The sequence below is a fragment of the Actinoallomurus liliacearum genome (genome assembly GCF_039542035.1).
GTDB lineage: Bacteria > Actinomycetota > Actinomycetes > Streptosporangiales > Streptosporangiaceae > Actinoallomurus > Actinoallomurus liliacearum.
Genome location: NZ_BAABHJ010000016.1, coordinates 1 through 20,690, shown reverse-complemented (window position 1 = coordinate 20,690; position 20,690 = coordinate 1). Strand labels below are relative to the sequence as shown.

Sequence of the window (20,690 nt, the reverse complement as noted above, 5' to 3'; positions counted from 1 at the left end):
GAGATGCGATGGGGCTGAGGCGCCGCCGGGCCGAGCGGGAGACGCCGCAGGAGGCGATGCCCCCGGCGTATCACGGACCGCTGCCGGTCCTGACCATCGACGCGCTCGGCCGTAAGTGCCCCATCCCGATCATCATGCTCGCCGAGCGCATCGGCGAGGTGCCGGTCGGCCAGATCATCGCGGTGCAGGCCGACGACGTCGCCGCGCGCACCGACGTGCCCGCGTGGTGCCGGATGAAGTCCCAGGACTTCGTCCGCGAGGAGACCCTCCCCCGCGGCTGGGCCTTCCACGTACGCCGCACGTATTGAATTGCGCTCGCTCCGCGAGCGCGGTTCGCCGGTGCCTGATGCACCGTCTAACGGGTGAGCGCTCGCTCCGGCGGATGGCGGCGGAGCGAGCGCTTCGGGTACTGGTCAGAGGTGGTGGGCGACCTCGGCGGCGGCCTGCTCGCCGTACGCGTCGGCGAACCGCTCGACGAAGCGCTCGCCGTGGAGGGTGTACTCCTGCGGGCCGGCGACCTCCAGCGCGTGCGCCGCGATGAGGTTCCCGGTCTGCGCGGCGCGTTCGAGGGACAGTCCCCAGGCCAGCGCGGTCAGGAACCCGGCGCGGAACGCGTCACCGACGCCCGTCGGCTCGACCTTCTGAACCTCCGGGGCCGCTTCGACGTGCAGGCTCGGCTCGCCGACGCGGTCGATGCGCACGCCCTTCGGGCCGAGCGTGGTGACGCGGACGCCGACGCGGGAGAGGATCTCCTCGCTCGACCAGCCGCTCTTCTGCTCGCACAGCGACGCCTCGTACTCGTTGGTGAACAGGTACGCGGCGCCGTCGATGAGCTCCCGCACGTCGTCCATCCGGGCGAGCTGCTGCGACGGGTCCGCGGCGAACGGGATCCCCCGGGTGCGGCACTCCTCCGTGTGACGGATCATCGCCTCGGGGTCGTCGGCGCCGATGAGGACCAGGTCGATGCCGCCGAGCCGCTCGGCGATCGGCTGCAGCTCGATCTGGCGGGCGTCGCTCATCGCGCCCGCGTAGAAGGAGGCGATCTGGTTGTGGTCCTGGTCGGTCGTGCACAGGAACCGGGCGGTGTGGTGCAGGTCGGAGACGTGCACCGCGGACGTGTCCACGCCGTGCCGCTCCAGCCAGGAGCGGTAGTCGGCGAAGTCGTCGCCGACCGCGCCGACGAGGACCGGGCGCTGGCCGAGCAGGCCCATGCCGTAACAGATGTTGGCCGCCACGCCGCCGCGCCGGATCTCCAGCTCGTCGACGAGGAAGGACAGGGACACGGTGTGCAGCTGGTCGGGGATGAGCTGGTCCGCGAACCGGCCCGGGAAACTCATCAGATGGTCGGTTGCGATGGAGCCGGCTACAGCGATGCGCACGACGTCGATCTCCTCGTCGGTTCGGCGGCCCCGTCATCACCGCGAGGCCGTCTCGAATGGCGGTCCAAACCCGGCAAGGGTACTGCGTCACCGGCCGCTGAAACGCCCGATGCCCGTGCCCGGGGTGGACCCGGTCACGGGCATCGTCGCGTGAAGCCCTAAAGGCTCAGTGGAACGAGTCGCCGCAGGCGCAGGAGCCGCTGGCGTTCGGGTTGTCGATCGTGAAGCCCTGCTTCTCGATGCTGTCGACGAAGTCGATCGTGGCGCCGGTGAGGTAGGGGACGCTCTTCCGCTCGACGCGCACGGCGAGGCCGTTGAAGTCCTGAACGAGGTCACCGTCCAGCTGGCGGTCATCGAAGTAAAGCTGGTAGATCAGGCCCGAGCACCCACCCGGCTGGACCTGCACACGCAGTGCGAGACCTTCTTCGCCCTGCTGGTCGAGCAGGCTCTTGGCCTTCTCCGCCGCGGCGTCCGTGAGGACGACGCCCTGCTGCGTGCCGGTCTCGGCTGGAACCGTCATGTGCTGACTCCCGATTGGCTCGGTCGCCTTGTGGCGGCCGTGGTGTTGTCGCTTGCCTCTCCGCACAACGTACCCGCTGCCCGGGGGCATTCCCCAATGGACCGGTTCTTTCACAGCCGCTCCCGGCGGCTTGACCGACGCCGCGTACGATGACGTATCGTCAAAGAGACGATAAGCCTGTCAAGGGAGCCTCCCAGTGACCATCGACATCGGCAGCCCCCTGCTGCTCCTCGGCCGCGGCGCCGACCCGGCGAGCGAGCGCGGGGTCTCCTGCCCGGGCGACCTGCCGCCCGCCTCCGACCCGGCCCTGGTCGAGCGGGCCCATGCCGCCAAGGCCGCCCTGGGCGAACGGCTGTTCGTGCTGGGCCACCACTACCAGCGCGACGAGGTCATCCAGTTCGCGGACGTCACGGGCGACTCCTTCAAGCTCGCCCAGGAGGCCGCGGCCCGGCCGCAGGCGCCGTACGTCGTCTTCTGCGGTGTGCACTTCATGGCCGAGTCCGCCGACATCCTGACCCGCGCGGACCAGCGGGTCGTCCTGCCGGACCTGGCCGCCGGCTGCTCGATGGCCGACATGGCGACCTACGACCAGGTCGAGGAGTGCTGGGAGGTCCTGGAGGACGCGGGGATCGCCGACGACGTCGTGCCGATCACGTACATGAACTCCTCGGCCGACATCAAGGCGTTCGTCGGCCGGCACGGCGGCACCGTCTGCACGTCCTCCAATGCCCGCCGCGCCCTCGAGTGGGCGTTCTCCAAGGGCTCGAAGGTGCTGTTCCTGCCCGACCAGCACCTGGGCCGCAACACCGCCGTGCTGGAGATGGGCCTGGGACTGGACGACTGCGTGGTCTACAACCCGCACCGGCCGGACGGCGGGCTCGGCGCGGACGAACTGCGGGCCGCCACGATGATCCTGTGGCGCGGGCACTGCTCGGTGCACGGGCGGTTCAGCAAGGAGTCCGTCGACGACGTACGGGCGCGCATCCCCGGCGTCAACGTGCTCGTGCACCCCGAGTGCCGTCACGAGGTCGTCAAGGAGGCCGACCACATCGGGTCGACGGAGTACATCATCCGCATGCTCGACCAGGCCCCGGCCGGGTCGGCGTGGGCCGTCGGCACGGAGCTCAACCTCGTGAAGCGACTCGCCGACCGGCACCCCGACAAGACGATCGTCTTCCTGGACAAGACCGTCTGCTTCTGCTCGACGATGAACCGCATCGACCTGCCGCACCTGGTCTGGTCGCTGGAGTCCCTGGCCCGAGGCGAGGTCGTCAACCAGATCACGGTCGACGAGGAGACGGCGCACTACGCCCGCGCCGCCCTCGACCAGATGCTCGCCCTCCCGTAGCCATCCGATCCCTGGCGGTCGCCATCCCGGCGGCGGCCAGGGATTCCGCTGTAGGTCGGCTTGTCAAGCCGGCTCGACGAGCTCGTTCAGCAGCCGGAGCATCGGTTCAGGATCGCCCAGCATGCTGGCGATCGATGCCTCCCTATTACGGTCCGCGTCGAGTCCATGCCAGTTGATGGTGAACCCTGCATCTCGGGCAAGTTGCCCGAAAAAAGCCCGTTGGGTACGGCCGTTGCCTTCCCGGAAGGGATGGATGGCGTTGACCTCGCCCAAATAGAAGGTGAGCCTTTCGACGAACTCGTGTCGTTCGAGTCTCCTGAGGTAGCGCTCGCGGAACAGGTTCCGGAAGATCTCGTCCGAGATCGACTGGATGTATTGAGGCAGGCAGAAGTGCCGGCCTTTGGCGATCACCACGGTTCTTAACTCACCGGCCCAGGGGTAGATGTCACCGAAGATCGCCTTGTGGAACGCCTGCAAGTGAGCAAGATCGTATTTCCCCGGCAGCGAGCGGGTCTCAAGCCGGGCGAGCATCAGGTAGGTCAGATCGGCCTCAGCCTGCGACAGCTCATCCGAGTCGCTGATGCCGAGCCTGTTGATGAGGACTCCGGTTGACGGATCTGTGTAGGGGCCGTTACTCACAGACGCCGATACTGCCGCAGAGTCTCCTCGTACATGTCCGTTTCGCTGATCTCACCTCTGGCCCAGCGCTCCGCTCGTGCGACTGCTTCCGCTGAGGGAACCAGACCCTCAGCGCGAATCGATCCCTCGGCCAGATCGAGCGCGCGACGCCGCCGCTTGTACTCCACGAACTCTTCGTACGCCGCATACGGCAACAGAACGGCCTCGGGCTTGCGCTGGGATCCGAAGACCACAGGCTCTGCGGACGCCCCCTCGCGGCGGAATCGCGCGACCGTCTCGGAAAGACGCCGGCGCACCTCGGACAACGGGTGCACGGAAAGCGCGAAGGACGTCATGTCTCTAAGAATACTTGCTACTTGTACAACTCGCTGTACAACTTAGACGCGGAGGCGGTGGGCCTCGTCGAACAGAGACGCCTCGGCGAGGCGGGTCGTGATGTACGCGCTGACGGCCGCGGCCGCGAGCTGCATGTACATCACGACGATCTGGTAACGGATCGCGGTGAGCGGGTCGACGCCGCCGAGGATCAGACCGGTCATCGCGCCGGGCAGGGTGATCAGCCCGACGACCTTCGTGGAGTCGATGACGGGCAGCAGGGCGGTGTGCAGCGCGTCACGGGTGTGCGGGGCGAACGCCTCCCGGGCGGTGAGGCCGAGCGTCAAGCGGGCCTCGATCGCGGCCCTGCCGGAGGTGACCGCGTCGCGTACGCGCCGCAGAGCCAGGCCCACGGCCTGCATCGAGGCACCGATGATCATCCCGGCGACGGGGACGACGACGCGCGCCTGAGCGGGGATGACGTCGAGCAGCACGAGGGCCAGCAGCGTCGTGCCGCCGCCCGCGGCCAGGCCCGCGGTGGCCGCCACCCGCGACCGGGGTACCCCGGAGCCGCGCCGCCCGGCGACCTGCCCGGCGATCACCACCATGACCGCCGCCCAGGCGAACGCCCCCGGCAGCCCGGCGTACCTGAAGATGGCGAGCAGCAGGGCGCCGACGGCGACGAGTTGCACGCCCGCGCGGACGGCCGCGATGACGAGGTCGCGGCTGATCCGCAGGCGCGCCCGCGCGACGATGCCGAGCGCCAGAGCGACCAGTGCGAGCGAGGCCACGACGCCCGGCCACGAGGGGACGTGCACCTCGTGAGTCACGCGGCCTCCTTCGTCGGAGGGGCGACCAGAGACACTGCACTCACGGCTCGCTCGCTCCGCTCACTCACGCGGCCGCCTCGCTCACGACGCCACGGCCCGCAGGTACTCGATCTCCTCGGGAGGGCCGTGTTCGGTGAGCCGTCCGGCGCGCAGGACGATGACGTCGTCGGCGAGGCGCCGGGCCTGTGCGGTGTCGTGGCTGACCAGGACGGCGGTGCCGCCGGCCGCCCGCAGGTCCTTGACGACCTGTTCGATGGCCTCGGCGCTGGCGCGGTCGAGGGCGGAGGTGGGCTCGTCGAGCAGGAGCACCTCGGGGCGGAGCGCCAGCGTACGGGCCAGGCAGACGCGCTGGGCCTCTCCCCCGGACAGCCCGGCGGTCGGGCGGTCGGCGAAGGTGGGGGGCAGCCCGGTCTCGACGAGGAGCGAACGTGCGTCCTCCTCCGTGAGGTCGGGACAGCCGACCCGCAGATCGTCCAGGACGGTGTCGGTCAGCAGGGTCGGCTGCTGGGCGACGAGGCCGACGCGGCGGCGCAGCGCGAGGACGTCGAGCGCGGGCAGCGGCGTGCCGTCGAGCAGGACGCGGCCGCTCGTCGGCTCCAGCATCCGGTTGAGCAGGCGCAGCAGCGTCGACTTGCCCGCCCCGCTGGGCCCGGCGATCGCCGTACAGCGGCCGGATCGGATGGTGGCGCCGACGTCCTCGAGGATGACCGCGTCGCCGCGGCGGACGCGGACGCTCTCCAGAACGAGGGTCACAGCCCGGGAGCGCCCCATACCGGGAACCACCGGCTCAGGTCGCCCTCGACCGGCAGGTCTGCGCCGACCGCGCCGCGGACCTGCAGCTCCACGGCGTTGTCCCGCTTCTCTCCCGGCAGTGGGGCGAAGGGGTAGAAGGTGCCCCGCTTGTAGAGGTAGACGAGGCCGAAGCGTTTGCCGTCCGGTCCGGTGAAGGCGACCAGCGAGCACAGCAGCTGCGGGCCGAACCCGCCGGCCTCCAAGGCGGCGTTGACCGCGTGCAGGTCCGTGACCAGGCCCACGAGGTCGGTCGGGGCGTGCCGGGCGACCAGCCAGGTGTAGCCGTACGTGTCGGTGCTCAGCTCGACCTTCGGTCCGTCGCCGGCGTCCAGGAGCTCGCGCACGTCCTTCTCGATCTGCGCGAAGGCCGCGCCCTCGGCCGCCCGGAAGCAGACCGCGCCGACGCCCGTCGGCGTCAGGCCGGCCGCGGCCTCGAGTGTCACGGCCGCGGTCGGCAGCGCGAACAACCGGTCGAGGTCGGGTTTCTTGGGCTTCGACCGGCCCAGCAGCGTGTCGAGGAACCCCATGGTCACACTCCCCTGCCGAGCTGGGCGGAGATCTTGGCGAGCTGCTCGAGCCGCTGGTCCAGCGACGGGTGGGTGGAGAAGAGCGTGGAGATGCTGATGCCCTTGGTGAAGGCCGGCGCGAAATAGAAGGCGTTGAACGGCTCGGCCGCCCGCAGGTCCTTGGTCGGGATGCGGGACATCTCTCCGGTGACCTTGGTGAGCGCGGCCGCCAGCGCGGAGGGCCGCCCCGTGAGCAGCGCCGCGGCGCGGTCGGCCGACAGCTCGCGGTACCGCGACAGGGCGCGGGTCAGCAGGAAGCTGATGGCGTAGACGGCGGCGCTGACGCCGATGACGACCAGCAGCACCATCGCGGTGCTCTGGTCGTTGTTGTTGCGATTACGGTCGTTGAAGCCGCCCCACAGGCCCCACTCGAGGCCGAACCGCGTGAGCAGGCCGGCCAGGATGCCGAGGAACGACGCGATCGTCATCACCGCGACGTCGCGGTGGGCGACGTGCGACAGCTCGTGGGCCAGCACGGCCTCCAGCTCGACCGGGTCGAGCCGCCGGAGCAGGCCCGTGGTGACGCACACCACGGCGTTCTGCTGGTTGCGTCCGGTGGCGAAGGCGTTCGGCACGTCGGTGTCGGCGATCGCCACCCTGGGCTTCGGCATGTCGGACATGGCGCAGATCCGGTCGATCACGCCGTGCAGCTCCGGTGCCTCTTCCGCCGACACCACGCGCCCGTGCATGGCGAACAGCGCGAGGCGGTCGGAGAAGAAGTACTGGGCGAGGAGGAAGGCCACGGCGATGACCAGGACGACCAGCCATAGCCGTGGCACGAACACGAAGAAGAACCCGACGAAGACGACGTACAGCAACCCCAGCAGGAACATCGTCAGCAGCATGCGCGATGTGAGTCCTCGGTCGGGCGCGAAGCGCGAGCGCTCCATTGTGTTGTCCCCTTCCTCCCCGTCCGACGCTTTCTACTGGTGAAACGCGCGAACAGGCCCGCTTGTGCCGTAACGGGTCAGTCGGGGATGAGCCCTTCGTCACCCAGCATCGCGCGGACCTCCTCCATCGTGGCGTCCGCGGGAGGAAGGATCAGATCCGACGGCTCGAGGTCCTCGGGCGGCAGCGGCTTGCCGACCGTGCGCACCCGCTCGAGCAGCGCGTGCAGCGCGCCGCGGAACTGGTCCTCGTCGCCGGACTCGATCGCCTTCTCGAGCTCCGCGTCGAGGTCGTTCAGCGCGGACAGATCGCCGTCGGCGACGTCGAGCTGTCCCTCGCCCATCAGCCGGACGATCACTGGCCCTCCCCCGGCTGATGGGGCCGCTGGATCTGCGGCTGGGCCTGCTGGTGCGGCGCGGCCTGGTGCCCCTGCGGCTGGCCCGGCGCGGCGTCGATCTGCTTCGGCGCGGTGCCCATGCCCAGCTCGGCCTTCATCTGCTCGAGCTCGAGGTCGACGCCCGGGCCGCTGCCCATGCGGTCCAGCTCGGCCTGGATGTCGTCGCGCGGGCCGGAGTAGTCCTCCAGGGCGCCGGAGGCGAGCAACTCGTCGATGGCGCCGGCGCGCGCCTTCATGTTCTCGGTCTTCTCCTCGGCGCGCTGGATCGCCAGGCCGACGTCGCCCATCTCCTCGGAGATGCCGGAGAACGCCTCGTTGATCTTGGTCTGCGCCTCGGCCGCCGTGTAGGTGGCCTTGATCGTCTCCTTGCGCGTACGGAAGGAGTCGACCTTGGCCTGCAGGCGCTGGGAGGCGAGCGTGAGCTTCTCCTCCTCGCCCTGCAGCTGCTGGTACTGCGCACGCAGATCGTTCAGCTGGCCGTCCAGACCCGCCCGGCGGGTCAGCGCCTCGCGGGCGAGGTCCTCCCGGCCGACCTGCAGGGCCTTCTTGCCCTGCTCGGTCAGCTTGTTCTGCTGCTGCTCGAGCTGGTTGATCTGGAGCTCGAGACGCTTGCGGGAGGTGGCGACGTCCGCGACGCCCCGGCGGACCTTCTGCAGCATCTCAAGCTGGCGCTGGTAGGAATAGTCAAGGGTTTCACGAGGATCTTCCATCCGGTCCAGTGCCTTGTTGGCCTTGGATTTGAAGATCATCGACATACGCTTCATCACGCTCATCGCGCGTGGCCGGTCCCTTCTGCTGGTGCCTCACAACGCTGCTGGGGTTCGCTGACCACCCTACGCGTTAACGTCCAAGACAGTCATTATGTTCGCCGCGAGCGCCGGTAGGCTGATCTGCGTGTTCCGACGCCGTACCGATACCGACACGCAGGAGCCCTCGACCACCCCCGAGATCGTCAAACCGGGGGGGAAGGGCCGTCCCACGCCCAAGCGCCGCGAGGCGGAGAGGCGCAACCGCCAGCCGATCACCGCGCCCAAGTCGCGCAAGGAGGCCTACCAGCAGGCCCGTGACCGGCAGACCCGCGACCGCCAGAAGGTCAAGGAGGGCATGGCCCGCGGCGACGACCGCTACCTGCCCAAACGCGACCAGGGGCCGGCCCGCCGGCTCGCCCGCGACTTCGTCGACTCCCGGCGGACGTTCGGTGAGTACTTCATGTACCTCACCCTGCTGATCCTGCTGCTGGCGATGGTCGCGCCGCTGACCGTCAAGGCGTACGTCTACCAGTTCGGCTGGCCGGTCATGCTGGTGTTGATCATCGGCGAGTCGCTCCTCCTCGGCAGGCGGGTCAAGAAGCTCGCCCAGGAGCGCTTCCCCGACGACAATCTCCGCGGTCTCGGCTTCTACGTCGCGACCCGGTCGATGCAGATCCGCCGGTTCCGCATGCCGCAGCCGCGCCTCAAGCCGGGGCAGAAGGACCAGGTCTGACCCTTCGTCTTAGGGTGCGGTCATGGAGTTCCGTCATTTGGGCCGCAGCGGCCTCATGGTCAGCGAAATCTCGTACGGCAACTGGATCACGCACGGCTCCCAGGTGGAGGAGGACGCCGCCAAGGCGTGCGTCCAGGCGGCCCTCGAGGAGGGCATCACCACCTTCGACACGGCGGACGTCTATGCCGGCACCCGCGCGGAGGAGGTCCTGGGCCGCGCCCTGAAGGGTCAGCGCCGGGAGTCCCTGGAGATCTTCACCAAGGTCTACTGGCCCACCGGCTCCGGTCCCAACGACCGCGGCCTGTCCCGCAAGCACATCTTCGAGTCGATCCACGGCTCGCTGCGGCGCCTGCAGACCGACTACATCGACCTGTACCAGGCGCACCGGTTCGACCACGAGACGCCGCTCGAGGAGACCCTCAAGGCCTTCGACGATCTCGTACGCCAGGGCAAGGTGCTCTACATCGGCGTGTCGGAGTGGCGCGCCGAGGAGATCGCCCGTGCGCTGAAGATCGCCGACGAGATGGGCCTGGACCGGATCGTCTCGAACCAGCCGCAGTACAACATGATCTGGCGGGTCATCGAGTCCGAGGTCGTGCCGCTGTGCGAGAAGGAGGGCGTCGGGCAGATCGTCTGGTCGCCCATCGCCCAAGGGGTGCTGACCGGCAAGTACGCGCCGGGCGCCGCCCCGCCCGCGGGTTCCCGCGCCACCGACGAGAAGAGCGGCGCGGCGTTCATCCAGCGGCTCCTGGACGACGAGGTCCTGACCCGCGTGCAGCGGCTCAAGCCGCTCGCCGATGAGGCGGGCCTGTCGATGGCGCAGCTCGCCATCGCGTGGGTCCTGCAGAACCCGAACGTCTCCTCGGCCATCATCGGCGCCAGCCGCCCCGAGCAGGTGCGGGACAACGTGAAGGCCGCCGGCGTCAAGCTCGAGGCCGAACTGCTGCAGCGCGTCGACGAGATCCTCACGCCGGTCGTCGAGCGCGACCCGGCCAAGACCGTCAGCCCGTCGCGGCGCCCGTAACGGGACCGCGTCCGCCGGCTCTCCCTCCAGGAGAGCCCGGCGGACGCCGACCGCGGCGTTCGGGCCCCGCCGCCCGGGCGCGCCGATCGCGGACGAGGCCGCCCGGCCGGCCCACCCACCGGCCCGGCCGTGTCGCGGACCGCCCGCCGTCCGGATCGTGTCGCGAAGCGCGCCGGTCAGCCGCCCTGCGGGTGGAGGCTCATCGGGCCGTACTCCACGCGCCCGTCCTCCAGGAGGGACACCTGGTCGACGCCCGCCTCCAGGAGGCCGCGCCAGTTCTCCCCCACCCAGGACTCCGCGTCGGCCTGAGTGGTCCAGGTCTCCTCGCCGAAGCCGGGCGCCTCCACCGGTGTCCCGTCGGACTTCTCGTACCGCCAGCTCCAGGGCATCGCTCTCCTCATCTCCGTGCGGCTCGCCCGGCCGCTTCGACCGGGTGCCGCGGCAGCCTCCGAGGTCGGCGTCGCACTCGGACCCACCTCATGATCCGCAGGTTACCGGGGTCGGTCGTTTTGACGCGGTTCACCGCCCCGTGGTCAACTCATCGGCAGCAGCACACGCGCCACGTGGGGGAAGCCGGTCGAAGTCCGGCGCTGACCCGCAACCGTAGGCCTGCGGGCACCCCGCCCGCGGCGAGCCGGAATGCCCGCGCCGGCGCGAGCGGCTCCGTCGTTCCGTCGTGGTCTGCGGATGGAGTCCGGGCGCGTGCCGCGTTCGGCGCGCCCGCTTCACCGGGGACCGCCTTCCCCCAGAAAGGCGCCCATGCGCAAGATCGCAGCCGGTGTCCTCGCCGCCGCCCTGCTGTTCGCCCCCATGCCCGAGGCGCACGCCGACCCCATGACGTTCTGGGGGTACTGGCAGGCCAAGGGCGACACGTGGGCCTTCGCCAGCACGGGCCCGGCCCAGGCCCATCCCAAGGACGGCGCGGTGGAGGGCTGGCGGTTCGCCAGGTCCAGCGGGAACACCGGCACCCCGCCCCGCGCCAAGCCGGACTTCGCCACGATCTGCGGATCCACGGCCGCGGCTCCGGCGGGCAAGAAGCGCGTCGCCGTCGTCATCGACTACGGCGACCCGGCCGACGCCCCGAAGGATCAGGTCCCGCCGGCCGCCAGGCAGTACTGCGCGACCGTCCCGCAGAACGCCACCGGCTCTGACGTCCTCGCGGCGGCGGACCGGCCGGTGCAGACGGACAAGAGCGGGCTGATCTGCGCGATCCACGCCTTCGGCCCGTGCGGCGTCCCGGGCCTCGCGGGCCGCGTGTCCCCGTCGCCGGGCGTGCTGTCCAAGAAGGTCGAGAAGGACTCCGGTACGCCGGTCGGGCTGTACGCCGGGATCGGGCTGATCGTGCTCGTCGCCGCGGGCGGCGGGCTGGTCGCGGTGCGCCGGTCGCGTCGATGACTCGACGGCTGCACCCGGGCGCGTGGTGGCTGTGGGCGCTGGGACTCGCGACGGCGGCCACGCGGACCACCGATCCGCTGCTCCTCCTGCTGGTGGGCACGGTGACCGGAACGGTCGTGGCGGTGCGCCGCACCGATGACCCCTGGGCGCGGGCGTACGGGATGTTCCTGCGGATCGGCTTCGTCGTGGTCGTGGTGCGGCTGCTGTTCGGGGCGGTGTTCGTGGCGCAGACCCCGGGCACCACGCTGGTCACGCTGCCGTCGGTGACCCTGCCGTCCTGGATGGCGGGGCTGCGGGTCGGCGGGCCGGTGACCGCCGAGGGCCTGGCCGTCGCCGGGTACGACGCGCTGCGGCTCGCGACCGTCCTGGTCTGCGTCGGCGCGGCGAACGCGCTGGCCGCCCCGAGCCGCCTGCTGAAGTCGGTGCCCGGAGCGCTGTACGAGGTGGGCGTCGCGGTCGTGGTCGCGATGACGTTCGCGCCGCAGGCGGTCGCGCACGTACGGCGGGTGCGCGACGCGCAGCGCCTGCGCGGCCGCTCCGACCGGGGGATCCGGTCGCTGCGGCGGCTCGCCATGCCGGTGCTCGAGGGCGCGCTGGACCGGTCGGTGCAGCTGGCCGCCGCGATGGACGCGCGCGGGTACGGCCGTACCGCCGCCGTGCCGCGCGCCCGGCGGCGGGCCACCGCGGCGCTGGTCCTGGGCGGGCTCCTCGCGGTGTGCGCCGGGCTGTACGGGCTCCTGGACGGGCAGGCGCAGGCGGCGCTGGGAACGCCGCTGCTGGTCGCGGGGGCGGTCGCCGCCGCGGCCGGCCTGTGGCTCGGGGGCCGCCGGTCGCCGCGGACCCGGTACCGCCCGGATCCGTGGGCGCTGCCGGAGTGGGTCACCGGCGGTTCGGGCGTGCTGGCCGCCGCCGCGATGACCGTCGCCGGCCTCATCGGCACGGACGGCCTGCGGCCCATGCCAGGGACCGCGCCCGGTCTGCCCGTCCTCCCGGCCGCCGGGGTGCTGCTCGCCCTCGCCCCGGTGCTCCTGCGGGGGATCCGGACATGATCCGTTTCGACCGGGTCGGCTTCCACTACGGCGGCGCGCCGGTGCTCACGGACGTCGACCTGAGGATCGAGGAGGGCGAGCTGTGCCTGGTCGCCGGGCGTACGGGCACGGGCAAGTCGACGCTGCTGCGCGCGGTGAACGGCCTGGTCCCCCACTTCACCGGCGGGGTGCTGACCGGCCGGGTGACCGTCGCGGGGCGGGACACCCGCGACCACCCGCCGCGTGAGCTCGCCGACCTCGTCGGCTACGTCGGCCAGGACCCGCGGGCCGGGTTCGTCTCCGACGTGGTCGAGGAGGAGCTGGCGTACGGCATGGAATCCCTGGGCCTGCCGCCGGACGTCATGCGGCGGCGTGTCGAGGAGACCCTGGACCTGCTCGGTCTGGCCGGGCTGCGGGACCGCCCCCTCGGCACGCTGTCCGGCGGGCAGGCGCAGCGGGTCGCGATCGGCTCGGTGCTCACCACCCATCCGAGGGTCCTCGTCCTGGACGAGCCGACGTCCGCGCTGGACCCTGTGGGCGCCGAGGACGTCCTGGCCACGCTGCAGCGCCTCGTGCACGACCTCGGCCTGACCGTCCTCCTCGCCGAACACCGCCTGGAGCGGGTCGTCCACCTGGCCGACACGATGGTGCTGCTGCCCGGCGACGGGCGGCCGCCCGCGTACGGCCCGACCGGCGTGATCATGGTGGACTCCCCGGTGGCGCCGCCGGTCGTCCAGCTCGGCCGGCTGGCGGGCTGGTCGCCGCTCCCCCTGTCCGTGCGGGACGCCCGGCGCGCCGCCGCTCCGCTGCGGGAGCGCCTCGCCGCGGCGCCGCCGCCCGCCCCGTCCCCGGGGCCCGGCGACGGCCGGACGCTCGCGTCGGTACGCGGCCTGGAGGTCCGGTACGGCCCCGTGCCGGCGCTGCGCGGCGTCGACCTGTCCGTCGCCTCGGGCGAGGTGATCGCGCTGATGGGGCGGAACGGCGCCGGGAAGTCCTCGCTGCTGCGCGCCCTGGTCGGTCTCGTACGCCCGTCGGGCGGACGGGTGCGGGTCGGCGACGCGGTGCCGCACGAGACGCCGCCGCGCGTCATGGTCCGGAACGCGGGCCTCGTCCCGCAGGACGCCGCCGACCTGCTGTACGCCGAGACGGTCGCGGCCGAGTGCGCCGCCGCGGACCGCGACCTGGCCGCGGAGCGGGGCACCTGCCGCGCCCTCTTCGAGCGCCTCGCGCCCGGCGTGGACGACGCGCTGCACCCGCGTGACCTGTCGGAGGGACAGCGGCTGGCCCTCGCGCTGGCCGTGATCCTGACCGGGCGGCCGCCGCTGGTCCTGCTGGACGAGCCGACGCGCGGCCTGGACTACACCGCCAAGGAACGCCTGGTGGAGATCGTCCGTGACCTGGCCGCCGACGGGCACGCGGTGGTCCTGGCCACCCACGACGTCGAACTGGTCGCCGAGGTCGCGACGCGCACCGTGGTCGTCGCCGAGGGCGAGGTCGTCGCCGACGGTCCGACCGCCGAGGTCGTGGTGTCCTCGCCCGCGTTCGCCCCGCAGGTCGGCAAGATCCTCGCTCCGGCGCCGGTCCTCACGGTGGGCCAGGCAAGGGAGGTGCTGCCATGACCGGGCGAAGCGAGGGAATCAATAGGCACAGCACCTTGGTCATGAGGACGACGAAGGAGGTCCCATGACCGCGGTCCGGCTGCGCGCGCGCTCCGGAACGGCGCTGCTGCTGGTGTCGCTGGCGGGGCTGGCCGCGTTCTGCTGGCCGCTGTTCGTCACGCCCGGGGCGCGGATCGGCCAGTCGACCTTCGCCCCCTGGATGTTCGTGCTGCTCCTTCCGCTGCTGCTCGCCGTGGCGCTCGCCGAAATCGCCGAGGGCGGGATCGACGCAAAGGCGATCGCGCTGCTGGGCGTGCTCGGCGCGGTCGGCGCGGCACTCCGGCCGCTCGGCACGAACGTCGCGGGGTTCGAGCCGATGTTCTTCGTGCTGGTGTACGGCGGGCGGGTGCTGGGGCGCGGGTTCGGCTACCTGCTGGGGTCGGTGGCGATGTTCGCGAGCGCCCTGATCACGGCGGGCGTCGGTCCCTGGCTGCCGTACCAGATCCTCGGCGCGGCGTGGGTGGGGTTCTTCGCCGGATGCCTGCCGCGACGGCCACGGGGCCGGGCGGAGATCGCGATGCTCGCGGCGTACGGCGCGGCCGCCGCGTTCCTCTACGGCTGGTTGCAGAACCTGGGGTCGTGGCCCTTCGTCGGGGGAATGTCGAGTTCGATCTCCTTCCACCCGGGCGCCCCGCTCGCCGACAATCTCGGGAGGTTCGTCGCGTACAGCTTCGCCACCTCCCTCGGGTTCGACGTGCCGCGAGCGATCTTCACCGCGATCCTGGTGACCGTCACCGGCCGCCCGGTGCTCCTCGCCCTGCGCCGCGCCGCCCGCCGGGCGGCGTTCGAGGCCCCGGCCGACGGCCGCGGCGACTGACGGGCGGCGCGGATGGAGATCGATCTGCTCGGCACGGCGGGGCCACGCGGCTGGCCCGAGGCCGGCTGCCGCTGCGCATCCTGCACCCGGATGCGCGCCGCGCGCCGCGGCCTCGAGACGACCCGCGTCCTTCTCGACGGCGTCCCGCTCGACCAGTGCCGCCGGCGGGAGGTGCCCGGCGGTTACGACGTCCGCACGCCGCGCGGGCACCGGGTCCTGTTCGCGGCCGGGCCGGGCGCGCGGCCCGAACCGGCCGGCCCCGAGCCGTACGACGCCGTGCTCCTCGACCTCATCGGCGACCCGTCGCACCTGGGACGGCTGCGGCGCGCCGGCGCGGTGACCGACGGGACGCGGATCGAGGCCGTCCACGTCGACCACCGCGTCGCGTCCCCGGCCGAACTGGACCGCCGGCTGGGCTTCTGGGCCCGTCCCGCGTCCGGGCCGTGGCGGTCGCTGGTCCTGGGCGGCTCCCGGTCCGGCAAGTCCGAGGAGGCCGAGCTGCGGGTGATGGCGCACCCGGAGGTCACGTACGTCGCGACCGGGATCATGCACGCCGACGACCCGGAGTGGCGCGACCGGATCACCGCACACCGGCGACGCCGCCCCGGCTGGTGGGACACGGCCGAGACGATCGACCTGGCGGGTCTGCTGCGCGACGCGACGGGCACCCTCCTCATCGACGGGATGGGCACCTGGCTGACGGCGGTGTTCGACGCCCTGGGCGCCTGGGAGCGACCGCAGGCGGTGGTGCCGCGCCTGGACGAACTGGTCGGCGCGTGGCGGTCCACCCGGGCTCACATCGTCGCGGTCAGCGACGAGGTCGGCCTGTCGATCGTCCCCGCCACCGCGAGCGGGCGGGCGTTCCGTGACACTCTGGGACGGCTCAACCAGCGCCTGGCGGCCGAGTCCGAGGAGACCGCCCTGGTCGTCGCCGGCCGGGTCGTCGACCTGCCGTGACCGCCGGGAGCCGGGCGCCCCGGCGGGAGACGTTCGACACAGATCGGCCCGGAGGACGTCGTGAAGCATGAGAACGAGCGGATCCCCGGTTCCGAGGGGCTGCGCCTGGCGGTGTCGCTGCTCACCGTCGTACCGGTGCGGTGCGGCCGGGTGGACCGGGAGATCGCCCGCCGGGCGATGACGCTCGCCCCGGTCGCCGGGCTCCTGGTCGGCGGGGCCGCCGCCGTGGTCGTGACGGTCGCGGGGCGGCTCGGCGCCGGGCCGCTGCTCGGCGCCGCCGTGGCGGTCGGGGCGATGGCGCTGCTCACCCGCGGCCTGCACCTGGACGGCCTGGCCGACCTCGCCGACGGGCTGGGCAGCGGACGCCCCGCCGAGGACGCTCTGTCGATCATGAAGCGGTCCGACATCGGGCCGTTCGGGGTCATCACGCTGGTGTTCACCCTGCTGATCCAGGTCGCCGCCCTCGCGCAGGCCCCGCACCGGGCGGTCGCCGTGACCGTCGCGGCGGTGACCGGGCGGCTCGCGGTCACATGGGCCTGCCGCGCCGGGGTCCCCGCCGCCCGCCCGGAGGGCCTGGGCGCCCTGGTCGCCGGGACCGTACGGCTCCGGGACGGGGTGGCCGCGACGGCGGCCGTCGTGGTCGCCGCGGCGGTCGCGGGCCTGCTCGCCGGGGGCGCGCGCCCGGCCGTGCTCGCCCCGGTGGCCACGGCGGCCGGGCTCCTGGTCGCGGCGGCGCTGCTGCGACACGCCGTCCGGCGCCTGGGCGGCGTCACCGGCGACGTCCTCGGCGCCCTGGTGGAGACATCGACGACCGCGGCGATCGTCGTGTTGTCGGTGGCCTAGAAGGCGCGGGAGCGTCCCGAGAGTGAAGCTCCCGCGCCGGTCACGGAACGCGCCCTGGCCATGGCGCATGCGAGGCGTCCCGCTGACCGCCGTCCGGAGGCTGCCGCCGCTGCCCGCTTCCCCTCGGCCAGAGGCGGCCTTGGAACGCCCAGGACGACGGGGCCAGTCGAGGAATGGTAATCGACCAGGCGAGGGCGAAGGCCCGCGCGACGCGCGCCGAAGATCCCCCAAGTCCGTGGACCCGAACAAAGAACCGCGAGGCAGGACTACCATCGGGCTGTGTGACGAACCTCAAACTTGCCAACGCTCAATCCGCATCCCTTGACGTAGACGCCGTCGTGATCGGCGTCGTGACCGATGACTCCGGACCGGTCCTGGCGCCCGGCGCCGCGGGGATCGACGAGGCGTTCCAGGGGCGCCTCGTCGACGCGCTGAGCGGGTTGGGCGCCGGCGGCAAGGCGGGCGAGGTCACCAAGGTGCCGACGTTCGGCAGCCTGGCCGCCCCGCTGGTGGTGGCCGTCGGGCTGGGCGAGTCGTACGACGCCGAGGCCCTGCGCCGGGCGGCCGGCGTCGCGCTGCGCTCCCTCGCGGGCTCCGGCTCGGTCGCGGTCCGGCTGCCCGCCGCGACCGCGGACGAGGTGGCCGCCGTCGCGACCGGCGCGCTGCTCGGCAACTACGCCTACCTGAACTACCGGACCGGCGACGGGGACAAGCGCCCGGTCTCGGAGATCACGGTGGTGACCGAGACCGACGACGAGGTCGAGAGCGCCCTCGAGCGCGCCAGGACGATCGCCGAGGCCGTCACGCTGGTCCGCGACCTGGTCAACGCCCCGCCGTCCGACCTGAACCCCGAGGTGCTCGCGGAGACCGCGCGCGAGGTCGGTGAGGAGGCCGGGCTGTCGGTCGAGGTCCTCGACGAGAAGGCCCTGGTCGAGGGCGGTTACGGCGGGATCGTCGGGGTCGGCCAGGGTTCGGTCAACCCGCCGCGCCTCGTCCGTCTCGCCTATGAGCACCCCGAGGCGGACAAGACGGTCGCGTTCGTCGGCAAGGGCATCACGTTCGATTCCGGCGGCCTGTCGCTCAAGCCCAGCGAGGCCATGGACTGGATGAAGTCCGACATGGGCGGCGCCGGCGCGGTGCTCGGCGCGCTCAAGGCGATCGCCGCCCTGCGGCCGAAGGTCAAGGTCGTCGGCTACCTCGCCATCGCGGAGAACATGCCGAGCGGCACCGCGCAGCGCCCCTCCGACGTGCTCACCATCTACGGCGGCAAGACCGTCGAGGTGCTCAACACCGACGCCGAGGGCCGCCTCGTCATGGCCGACGCGATCGTCCGGGCCGGCGAGGACGAGCCCGACCTGATCGTCGACGTCGCCACCCTGACCGGCGCCCAGCTCGTCGCGCTCGGCACCCGGACGACCGGGATCATGGCCAACGACGACGACGTGCGCGAGAAGGTCGCCGGCGCGGCCGGCCGCGCCGGCGAGTCCGCCTGGCCGATGCCGCTGCCGGAGGAGCTGCGCAAGGGCCTGGACTCGGCCATCGCCGACATCGCCAACATCAGCGGTGAGCGCTGGGGCGGCATGCTGGTGGCCGGGATCTTCCTGAAGGAGTTCGTGCCGGACGGCGTGCGCTGGGCCCACCTCGACATCGCCGGCCCGTCCTTCAACCAGGGCCAGCCGTACGGCTACACGCCGAAGGGCGGCACCGGCGCCGCCGTCCGCACGCTCGTGCAGATCGCCGAGGACGCCGCCGCCGGCGCCCTGTGACCGAGGTGAGCACGGAAAGTCCGGCGCGCGGCGCGCGCCGGGCGATACCGGGCGGGCCGCGCGCGGGGACGGGACGTCCCCGGCGCGGCGCACCGGCCGAGTGGACGGCGCGAACGGGAGGCGCTGTCCCGGCCCGGCGGCCGGAAGTGGAAAGATGCGTGCGGGAACAGAAATCGCTCCGGGCCGGAGGCGCCCGAGCGGGCATCGAAGGAGCGTCCTGTGTCGAATAGCCCCTACGACATCGTCGTCCTAGGTGGCGGCAGCGGCGGATACGCGTGCGCGCTGCGCGCGGTCGAGCTGGGTCTGAGCGTCGTACTGATCGAGAAGGACAAGCTCGGCGGCACCTGCCTCAACCGCGGCTGCATCCCGACCAAGGCGCTGCTGCACGCGGCCGAGGTGGCCGACCAGACGCGCGAGTCGGCCACGTTCGGGGTCAAGGCCCGGTTCGAGGGCATCGACCTGCCGGGTGTGCACGCCTACAAGGACAAGGTCGTCAGCACCACGGTGAAGGGCCTGACCGGGCTGATCAAGTCCAAGGGCATCACGATCGTCGAGGGCGAGGGCCGGGTGACCGGTCCCACCACCGTCCAGGTCGGCGACACGACGTACGAGGGCCGGCACATCGTGCTGGCCACCGGCTCGGTGCCCAGGTCGCTGCCCGGCCTGGAGATCGACGGTGAGCGCGTCATCTCCAGCGACCACGCCCTCGTGCTCGACCGGATCCCGCAGTCCGTGGTCGTCCTCGGCGGCGGGGTCATCGGCGTCGAGTTCGCCAGCGTGTGGCGGTCCTTCGGGGCCGAGGTCACGATCGTCGAGGCGCTGCCGCACCTGCTGCCGCTGGAGGAGGAGTCCAGTTCCAAGCGGCTGGAGCGGGCCTTCCGCAAGCGCGGCATCAAGTTCGAGCTCGGCGCGCGGTTCGAGAGCGTCAAGCACACCGAGTCGGGCGTCATCGTCACCCTCGCGGGCGGCAAGACCCTCGACGCCGACCTCCTGCTCGTCGCCGTGGGCCGCGGCCCGGTCTCGGAAGGTCTGGGCCTGGAAGAGGTCGGGGTCGAGACCGAGCGCGGCTTCGTGAAGGTCGACCAGTACTGCCGCACGAACGTCCCGACCATCTCGGCGGTCGGCGACCTGATCCCGACGCTTCAGCTGGCGCACGTCGGCTTCGCCGAGGGCATCCTCGTCGCCGAGCGGCTGGGCGGCCTGGACCCCGCGCCGATCGACTACGACGGCGTCCCGCGCATCACCTACTCCGAGCCCGAGGTGGCGTCGGTGGGCGTCACCTCCGAGGTGGCCCGGGAGCGCGGTCACGACATCGTCGAGGTCACCTACGACCTGGCCGGCAACCCCCGGAGCAAGATCCTGGGCACGCAGGGCGAGGTCAAGGTGATCGCGGCCAAGGACGGCCCCGTGCTGGGCGTGCACATCGTCGGCAGCCGCGTCGGCGAGCTCATCACCGAGGGCCAGCTGATCTACAACTGGGAGGCCCTGCCGTCCGAGGTCGCCCAGCTCATCCACCCGCACCCGACCCAGTCCGAGGCGATCGGCGAGGCTCATCTCGCGCTCGCCGGCAAGCCGCTGCACGTCCACGGCTGATCCCGCCCGTACCAAGACACGACGCATCAAGAGGAGTCGCAGAGAACCATGCCGGTCTCCGTAACCATGCCCCAGCTCGGCGAGAGCGTGACCGAGGGCACCGTCACCCGCTGGCTCAAGAAGGAGGGTGAGCGCGTCGAGGCCGACGAGCCGCTTCTCGAGGTGTCGACGGACAAGGTCGACACCGAGATTCCGTCGCCGGCCGCGGGTGTCCTGAGCAGCATCACCGTCGCCGAGGACGAGACCGTGGAGGTCGGCGCCGAGCTGGCCGTCATCGCCCAGGAGGGTGAGGCGACCGCCGACGCCGCTCCGCAGCAGGAGCAGGCCCAGCCCGAGCCCGCCCAGCAGGAGGCGCCGGCGCCGCAGCCGTCCGCCCCGGCGCAGCCGGAGCCGCAGCCGCCGTCCGCGCCGTCCTGGCCGCCCGCCCCGGCCGCCCAGCCGGCCGGGCTGACG

General features: G+C 72.2%; 24 protein-coding genes. 13 read left to right on the top strand and 11 right to left on the bottom strand.

The features are described from left to right. Nucleotides 1–56: 56 nt before the first annotated feature. Entirely contained in the window at nt 57–308 is a 252-nt protein-coding gene (locus ABD978_RS22765) for a sulfurtransferase TusA family protein (RefSeq protein WP_345358423.1), read from the top strand. Nucleotides 309–413: 105 nt separating this feature from the next. Here the strand turns inward: ABD978_RS22765 and ABD978_RS22760 are convergent, their stop codons facing one another. After that, complete coding sequence (locus ABD978_RS22760; protein WP_345357935.1) at nt 414–1,379, bottom strand: carbohydrate kinase family protein; 966 nt, start codon at nt 1,377–1,379, stop codon at nt 414–416. Between the two features lie 166 nt (nt 1,380–1,545). Continuing rightward, nucleotides 1,546–1,899: a HesB/IscA family protein gene (locus tag ABD978_RS22755; RefSeq protein WP_345357932.1), complete on the bottom strand. Its 354-nt coding sequence runs from the start codon at nt 1,897–1,899 to the stop codon at nt 1,546–1,548. Between the two features lie 196 nt (nt 1,900–2,095). Here ABD978_RS22755 and nadA point away from each other — a divergent pair, with 196 nt between their 5' ends. Beyond that, the gene (nadA, locus tag ABD978_RS22750) at nt 2,096–3,247 is read left to right on the top strand and encodes a quinolinate synthase NadA (RefSeq protein WP_345357928.1); all 1,152 of its coding nucleotides are present in this window, start codon (nt 2,096–2,098) and stop codon (nt 3,245–3,247) included. Between the two features lie 63 nt (nt 3,248–3,310). Here the strand turns inward: nadA and ABD978_RS22745 are convergent, their stop codons facing one another. The 8 genes from ABD978_RS22745 to ABD978_RS22710 all read right to left on the bottom strand — a co-directional run bounded on the left by ABD978_RS22745 (nt 3,311) and on the right by ABD978_RS22710 (nt 8,447). Continuing rightward, nucleotides 3,311–3,886 carry a Fic/DOC family protein gene (locus ABD978_RS22745; RefSeq protein WP_345357925.1) on the bottom strand — a complete coding sequence of 192 codons (576 nt, stop codon included), beginning with the start codon at nt 3,884–3,886 and terminating at the stop codon, nt 3,311–3,313. After that, nucleotides 3,883–4,221 carry an antitoxin VbhA family protein gene (locus tag ABD978_RS22740; protein WP_345357922.1) on the bottom strand — a complete coding sequence of 113 codons (339 nt, stop codon included), beginning with the start codon at nt 4,219–4,221 and terminating at the stop codon, nt 3,883–3,885. Before ABD978_RS22740 ends, ABD978_RS22745 begins: the two co-directional genes overlap by 4 nt. Before the next feature lie 42 nt (nt 4,222–4,263). Beyond that, nucleotides 4,264–5,031: an ABC transporter permease gene (locus tag ABD978_RS22735; RefSeq protein WP_345357919.1), complete on the bottom strand. Its 768-nt coding sequence runs from the start codon at nt 5,029–5,031 to the stop codon at nt 4,264–4,266. Between the two features lie 81 nt (nt 5,032–5,112). Beyond that, nucleotides 5,113–5,784, bottom strand: coding sequence for an ABC transporter ATP-binding protein (locus tag ABD978_RS22730; RefSeq protein WP_345357916.1), 672 nt, complete (start codon nt 5,782–5,784; stop codon nt 5,113–5,115). Then, the gene (pspAB, locus tag ABD978_RS22725; protein ID WP_345357913.1) at nt 5,781–6,350 is read right to left on the bottom strand and encodes a PspA-associated protein PspAB; all 570 of its coding nucleotides are present in this window, start codon (nt 6,348–6,350) and stop codon (nt 5,781–5,783) included. The genes ABD978_RS22730 and pspAB overlap by 4 nt, the downstream gene beginning before the upstream one ends. Before the next feature lie 2 nt (nt 6,351–6,352). Continuing rightward, nucleotides 6,353–7,279 (bottom strand): zinc metalloprotease HtpX, encoded by a 927-nt coding sequence (htpX, locus tag ABD978_RS22720; protein ID WP_345357910.1) that lies wholly within the window; start codon nt 7,277–7,279, stop codon nt 6,353–6,355. Nucleotides 7,280–7,356: 77 nt separating this feature from the next. Beyond that, a complete protein-coding gene (pspAA, locus tag ABD978_RS22715) occupies nt 7,357–7,635 on the bottom strand; it encodes a PspA-associated protein PspAA (protein ID WP_345357907.1) in 279 nt (92 codons plus the stop codon). Next, complete coding sequence (locus ABD978_RS22710; RefSeq protein WP_345357904.1) at nt 7,632–8,447, bottom strand: PspA/IM30 family protein; 816 nt, start codon at nt 8,445–8,447, stop codon at nt 7,632–7,634. Before ABD978_RS22710 ends, pspAA begins: the two co-directional genes overlap by 4 nt. A 121-nt stretch (nt 8,448–8,568) precedes the next feature. Here ABD978_RS22710 and ABD978_RS22705 point away from each other — a divergent pair, with 121 nt between their 5' ends. Next, nucleotides 8,569–9,156: a DUF3043 domain-containing protein gene (locus tag ABD978_RS22705; protein ID WP_345357901.1), complete on the top strand. Its 588-nt coding sequence runs from the start codon at nt 8,569–8,571 to the stop codon at nt 9,154–9,156. A gap of 22 nt (nt 9,157–9,178) precedes the next feature. Beyond that, nucleotides 9,179–10,180, top strand: coding sequence for an aldo/keto reductase family protein (locus tag ABD978_RS22700; RefSeq protein ID WP_345357898.1), 1,002 nt, complete (start codon nt 9,179–9,181; stop codon nt 10,178–10,180). Between the two features lie 176 nt (nt 10,181–10,356). On the opposite strand, the gene ABD978_RS22695 is transcribed toward ABD978_RS22700, so the two are convergent. Next, entirely contained in the window at nt 10,357–10,569 is a 213-nt protein-coding gene (locus ABD978_RS22695; RefSeq protein WP_345357895.1) for a hypothetical protein, read from the bottom strand. Between the two features lie 370 nt (nt 10,570–10,939). Here ABD978_RS22695 and ABD978_RS22690 point away from each other — a divergent pair, with 370 nt between their 5' ends. The 9 genes from ABD978_RS22690 to ABD978_RS22650 all read left to right on the top strand — a co-directional run. Next, nucleotides 10,940–11,575 carry an SCO2322 family protein gene (locus ABD978_RS22690; protein ID WP_345357892.1) on the top strand — a complete coding sequence of 212 codons (636 nt, stop codon included), beginning with the start codon at nt 10,940–10,942 and terminating at the stop codon, nt 11,573–11,575. Beyond that, nucleotides 11,572–12,624, top strand: coding sequence for an energy-coupling factor transporter transmembrane component T family protein (locus tag ABD978_RS22685; RefSeq protein ID WP_345357889.1), 1,053 nt, complete (start codon nt 11,572–11,574; stop codon nt 12,622–12,624). Before ABD978_RS22690 ends, ABD978_RS22685 begins: the two co-directional genes overlap by 4 nt. Next, nucleotides 12,621–14,222 carry an ABC transporter ATP-binding protein gene (locus ABD978_RS22680; protein WP_345357886.1) on the top strand — a complete coding sequence of 534 codons (1,602 nt, stop codon included), beginning with the start codon at nt 12,621–12,623 and terminating at the stop codon, nt 14,220–14,222. Before ABD978_RS22685 ends, ABD978_RS22680 begins: the two co-directional genes overlap by 4 nt. A 64-nt stretch (nt 14,223–14,286) precedes the next feature. After that, nucleotides 14,287–15,078 carry an ECF transporter S component gene (locus tag ABD978_RS22675; protein WP_345357883.1) on the top strand — a complete coding sequence of 264 codons (792 nt, stop codon included), beginning with the start codon at nt 14,287–14,289 and terminating at the stop codon, nt 15,076–15,078. A 12-nt stretch (nt 15,079–15,090) separates the two neighbouring features. Next, a complete protein-coding gene (locus ABD978_RS22670; protein WP_345357880.1) occupies nt 15,091–16,035 on the top strand; it encodes a bifunctional adenosylcobinamide kinase/adenosylcobinamide-phosphate guanylyltransferase in 945 nt (314 codons plus the stop codon). Between the two features lie 60 nt (nt 16,036–16,095). Beyond that, entirely contained in the window at nt 16,096–16,878 is a 783-nt protein-coding gene (gene cobS / locus ABD978_RS22665) for an adenosylcobinamide-GDP ribazoletransferase (protein ID WP_345357878.1), read from the top strand. A 281-nt stretch (nt 16,879–17,159) separates the two neighbouring features. Then, on the top strand, nt 17,160–18,644 hold the full coding sequence (locus ABD978_RS22660) for a leucyl aminopeptidase (protein ID WP_345357875.1): 1,485 nt from the start codon (nt 17,160–17,162) through the stop codon (nt 18,642–18,644). Between the two features lie 219 nt (nt 18,645–18,863). Beyond that, entirely contained in the window at nt 18,864–20,237 is a 1,374-nt protein-coding gene (lpdA, locus tag ABD978_RS22655) for a dihydrolipoyl dehydrogenase (protein ID WP_345357872.1), read from the top strand. Between the two features lie 48 nt (nt 20,238–20,285). Continuing rightward, nucleotides 20,286–20,690: biotin/lipoyl-containing protein (locus ABD978_RS22650; protein WP_345357869.1), on the top strand; the 405-nt coding region annotated here is incomplete at its 3' end.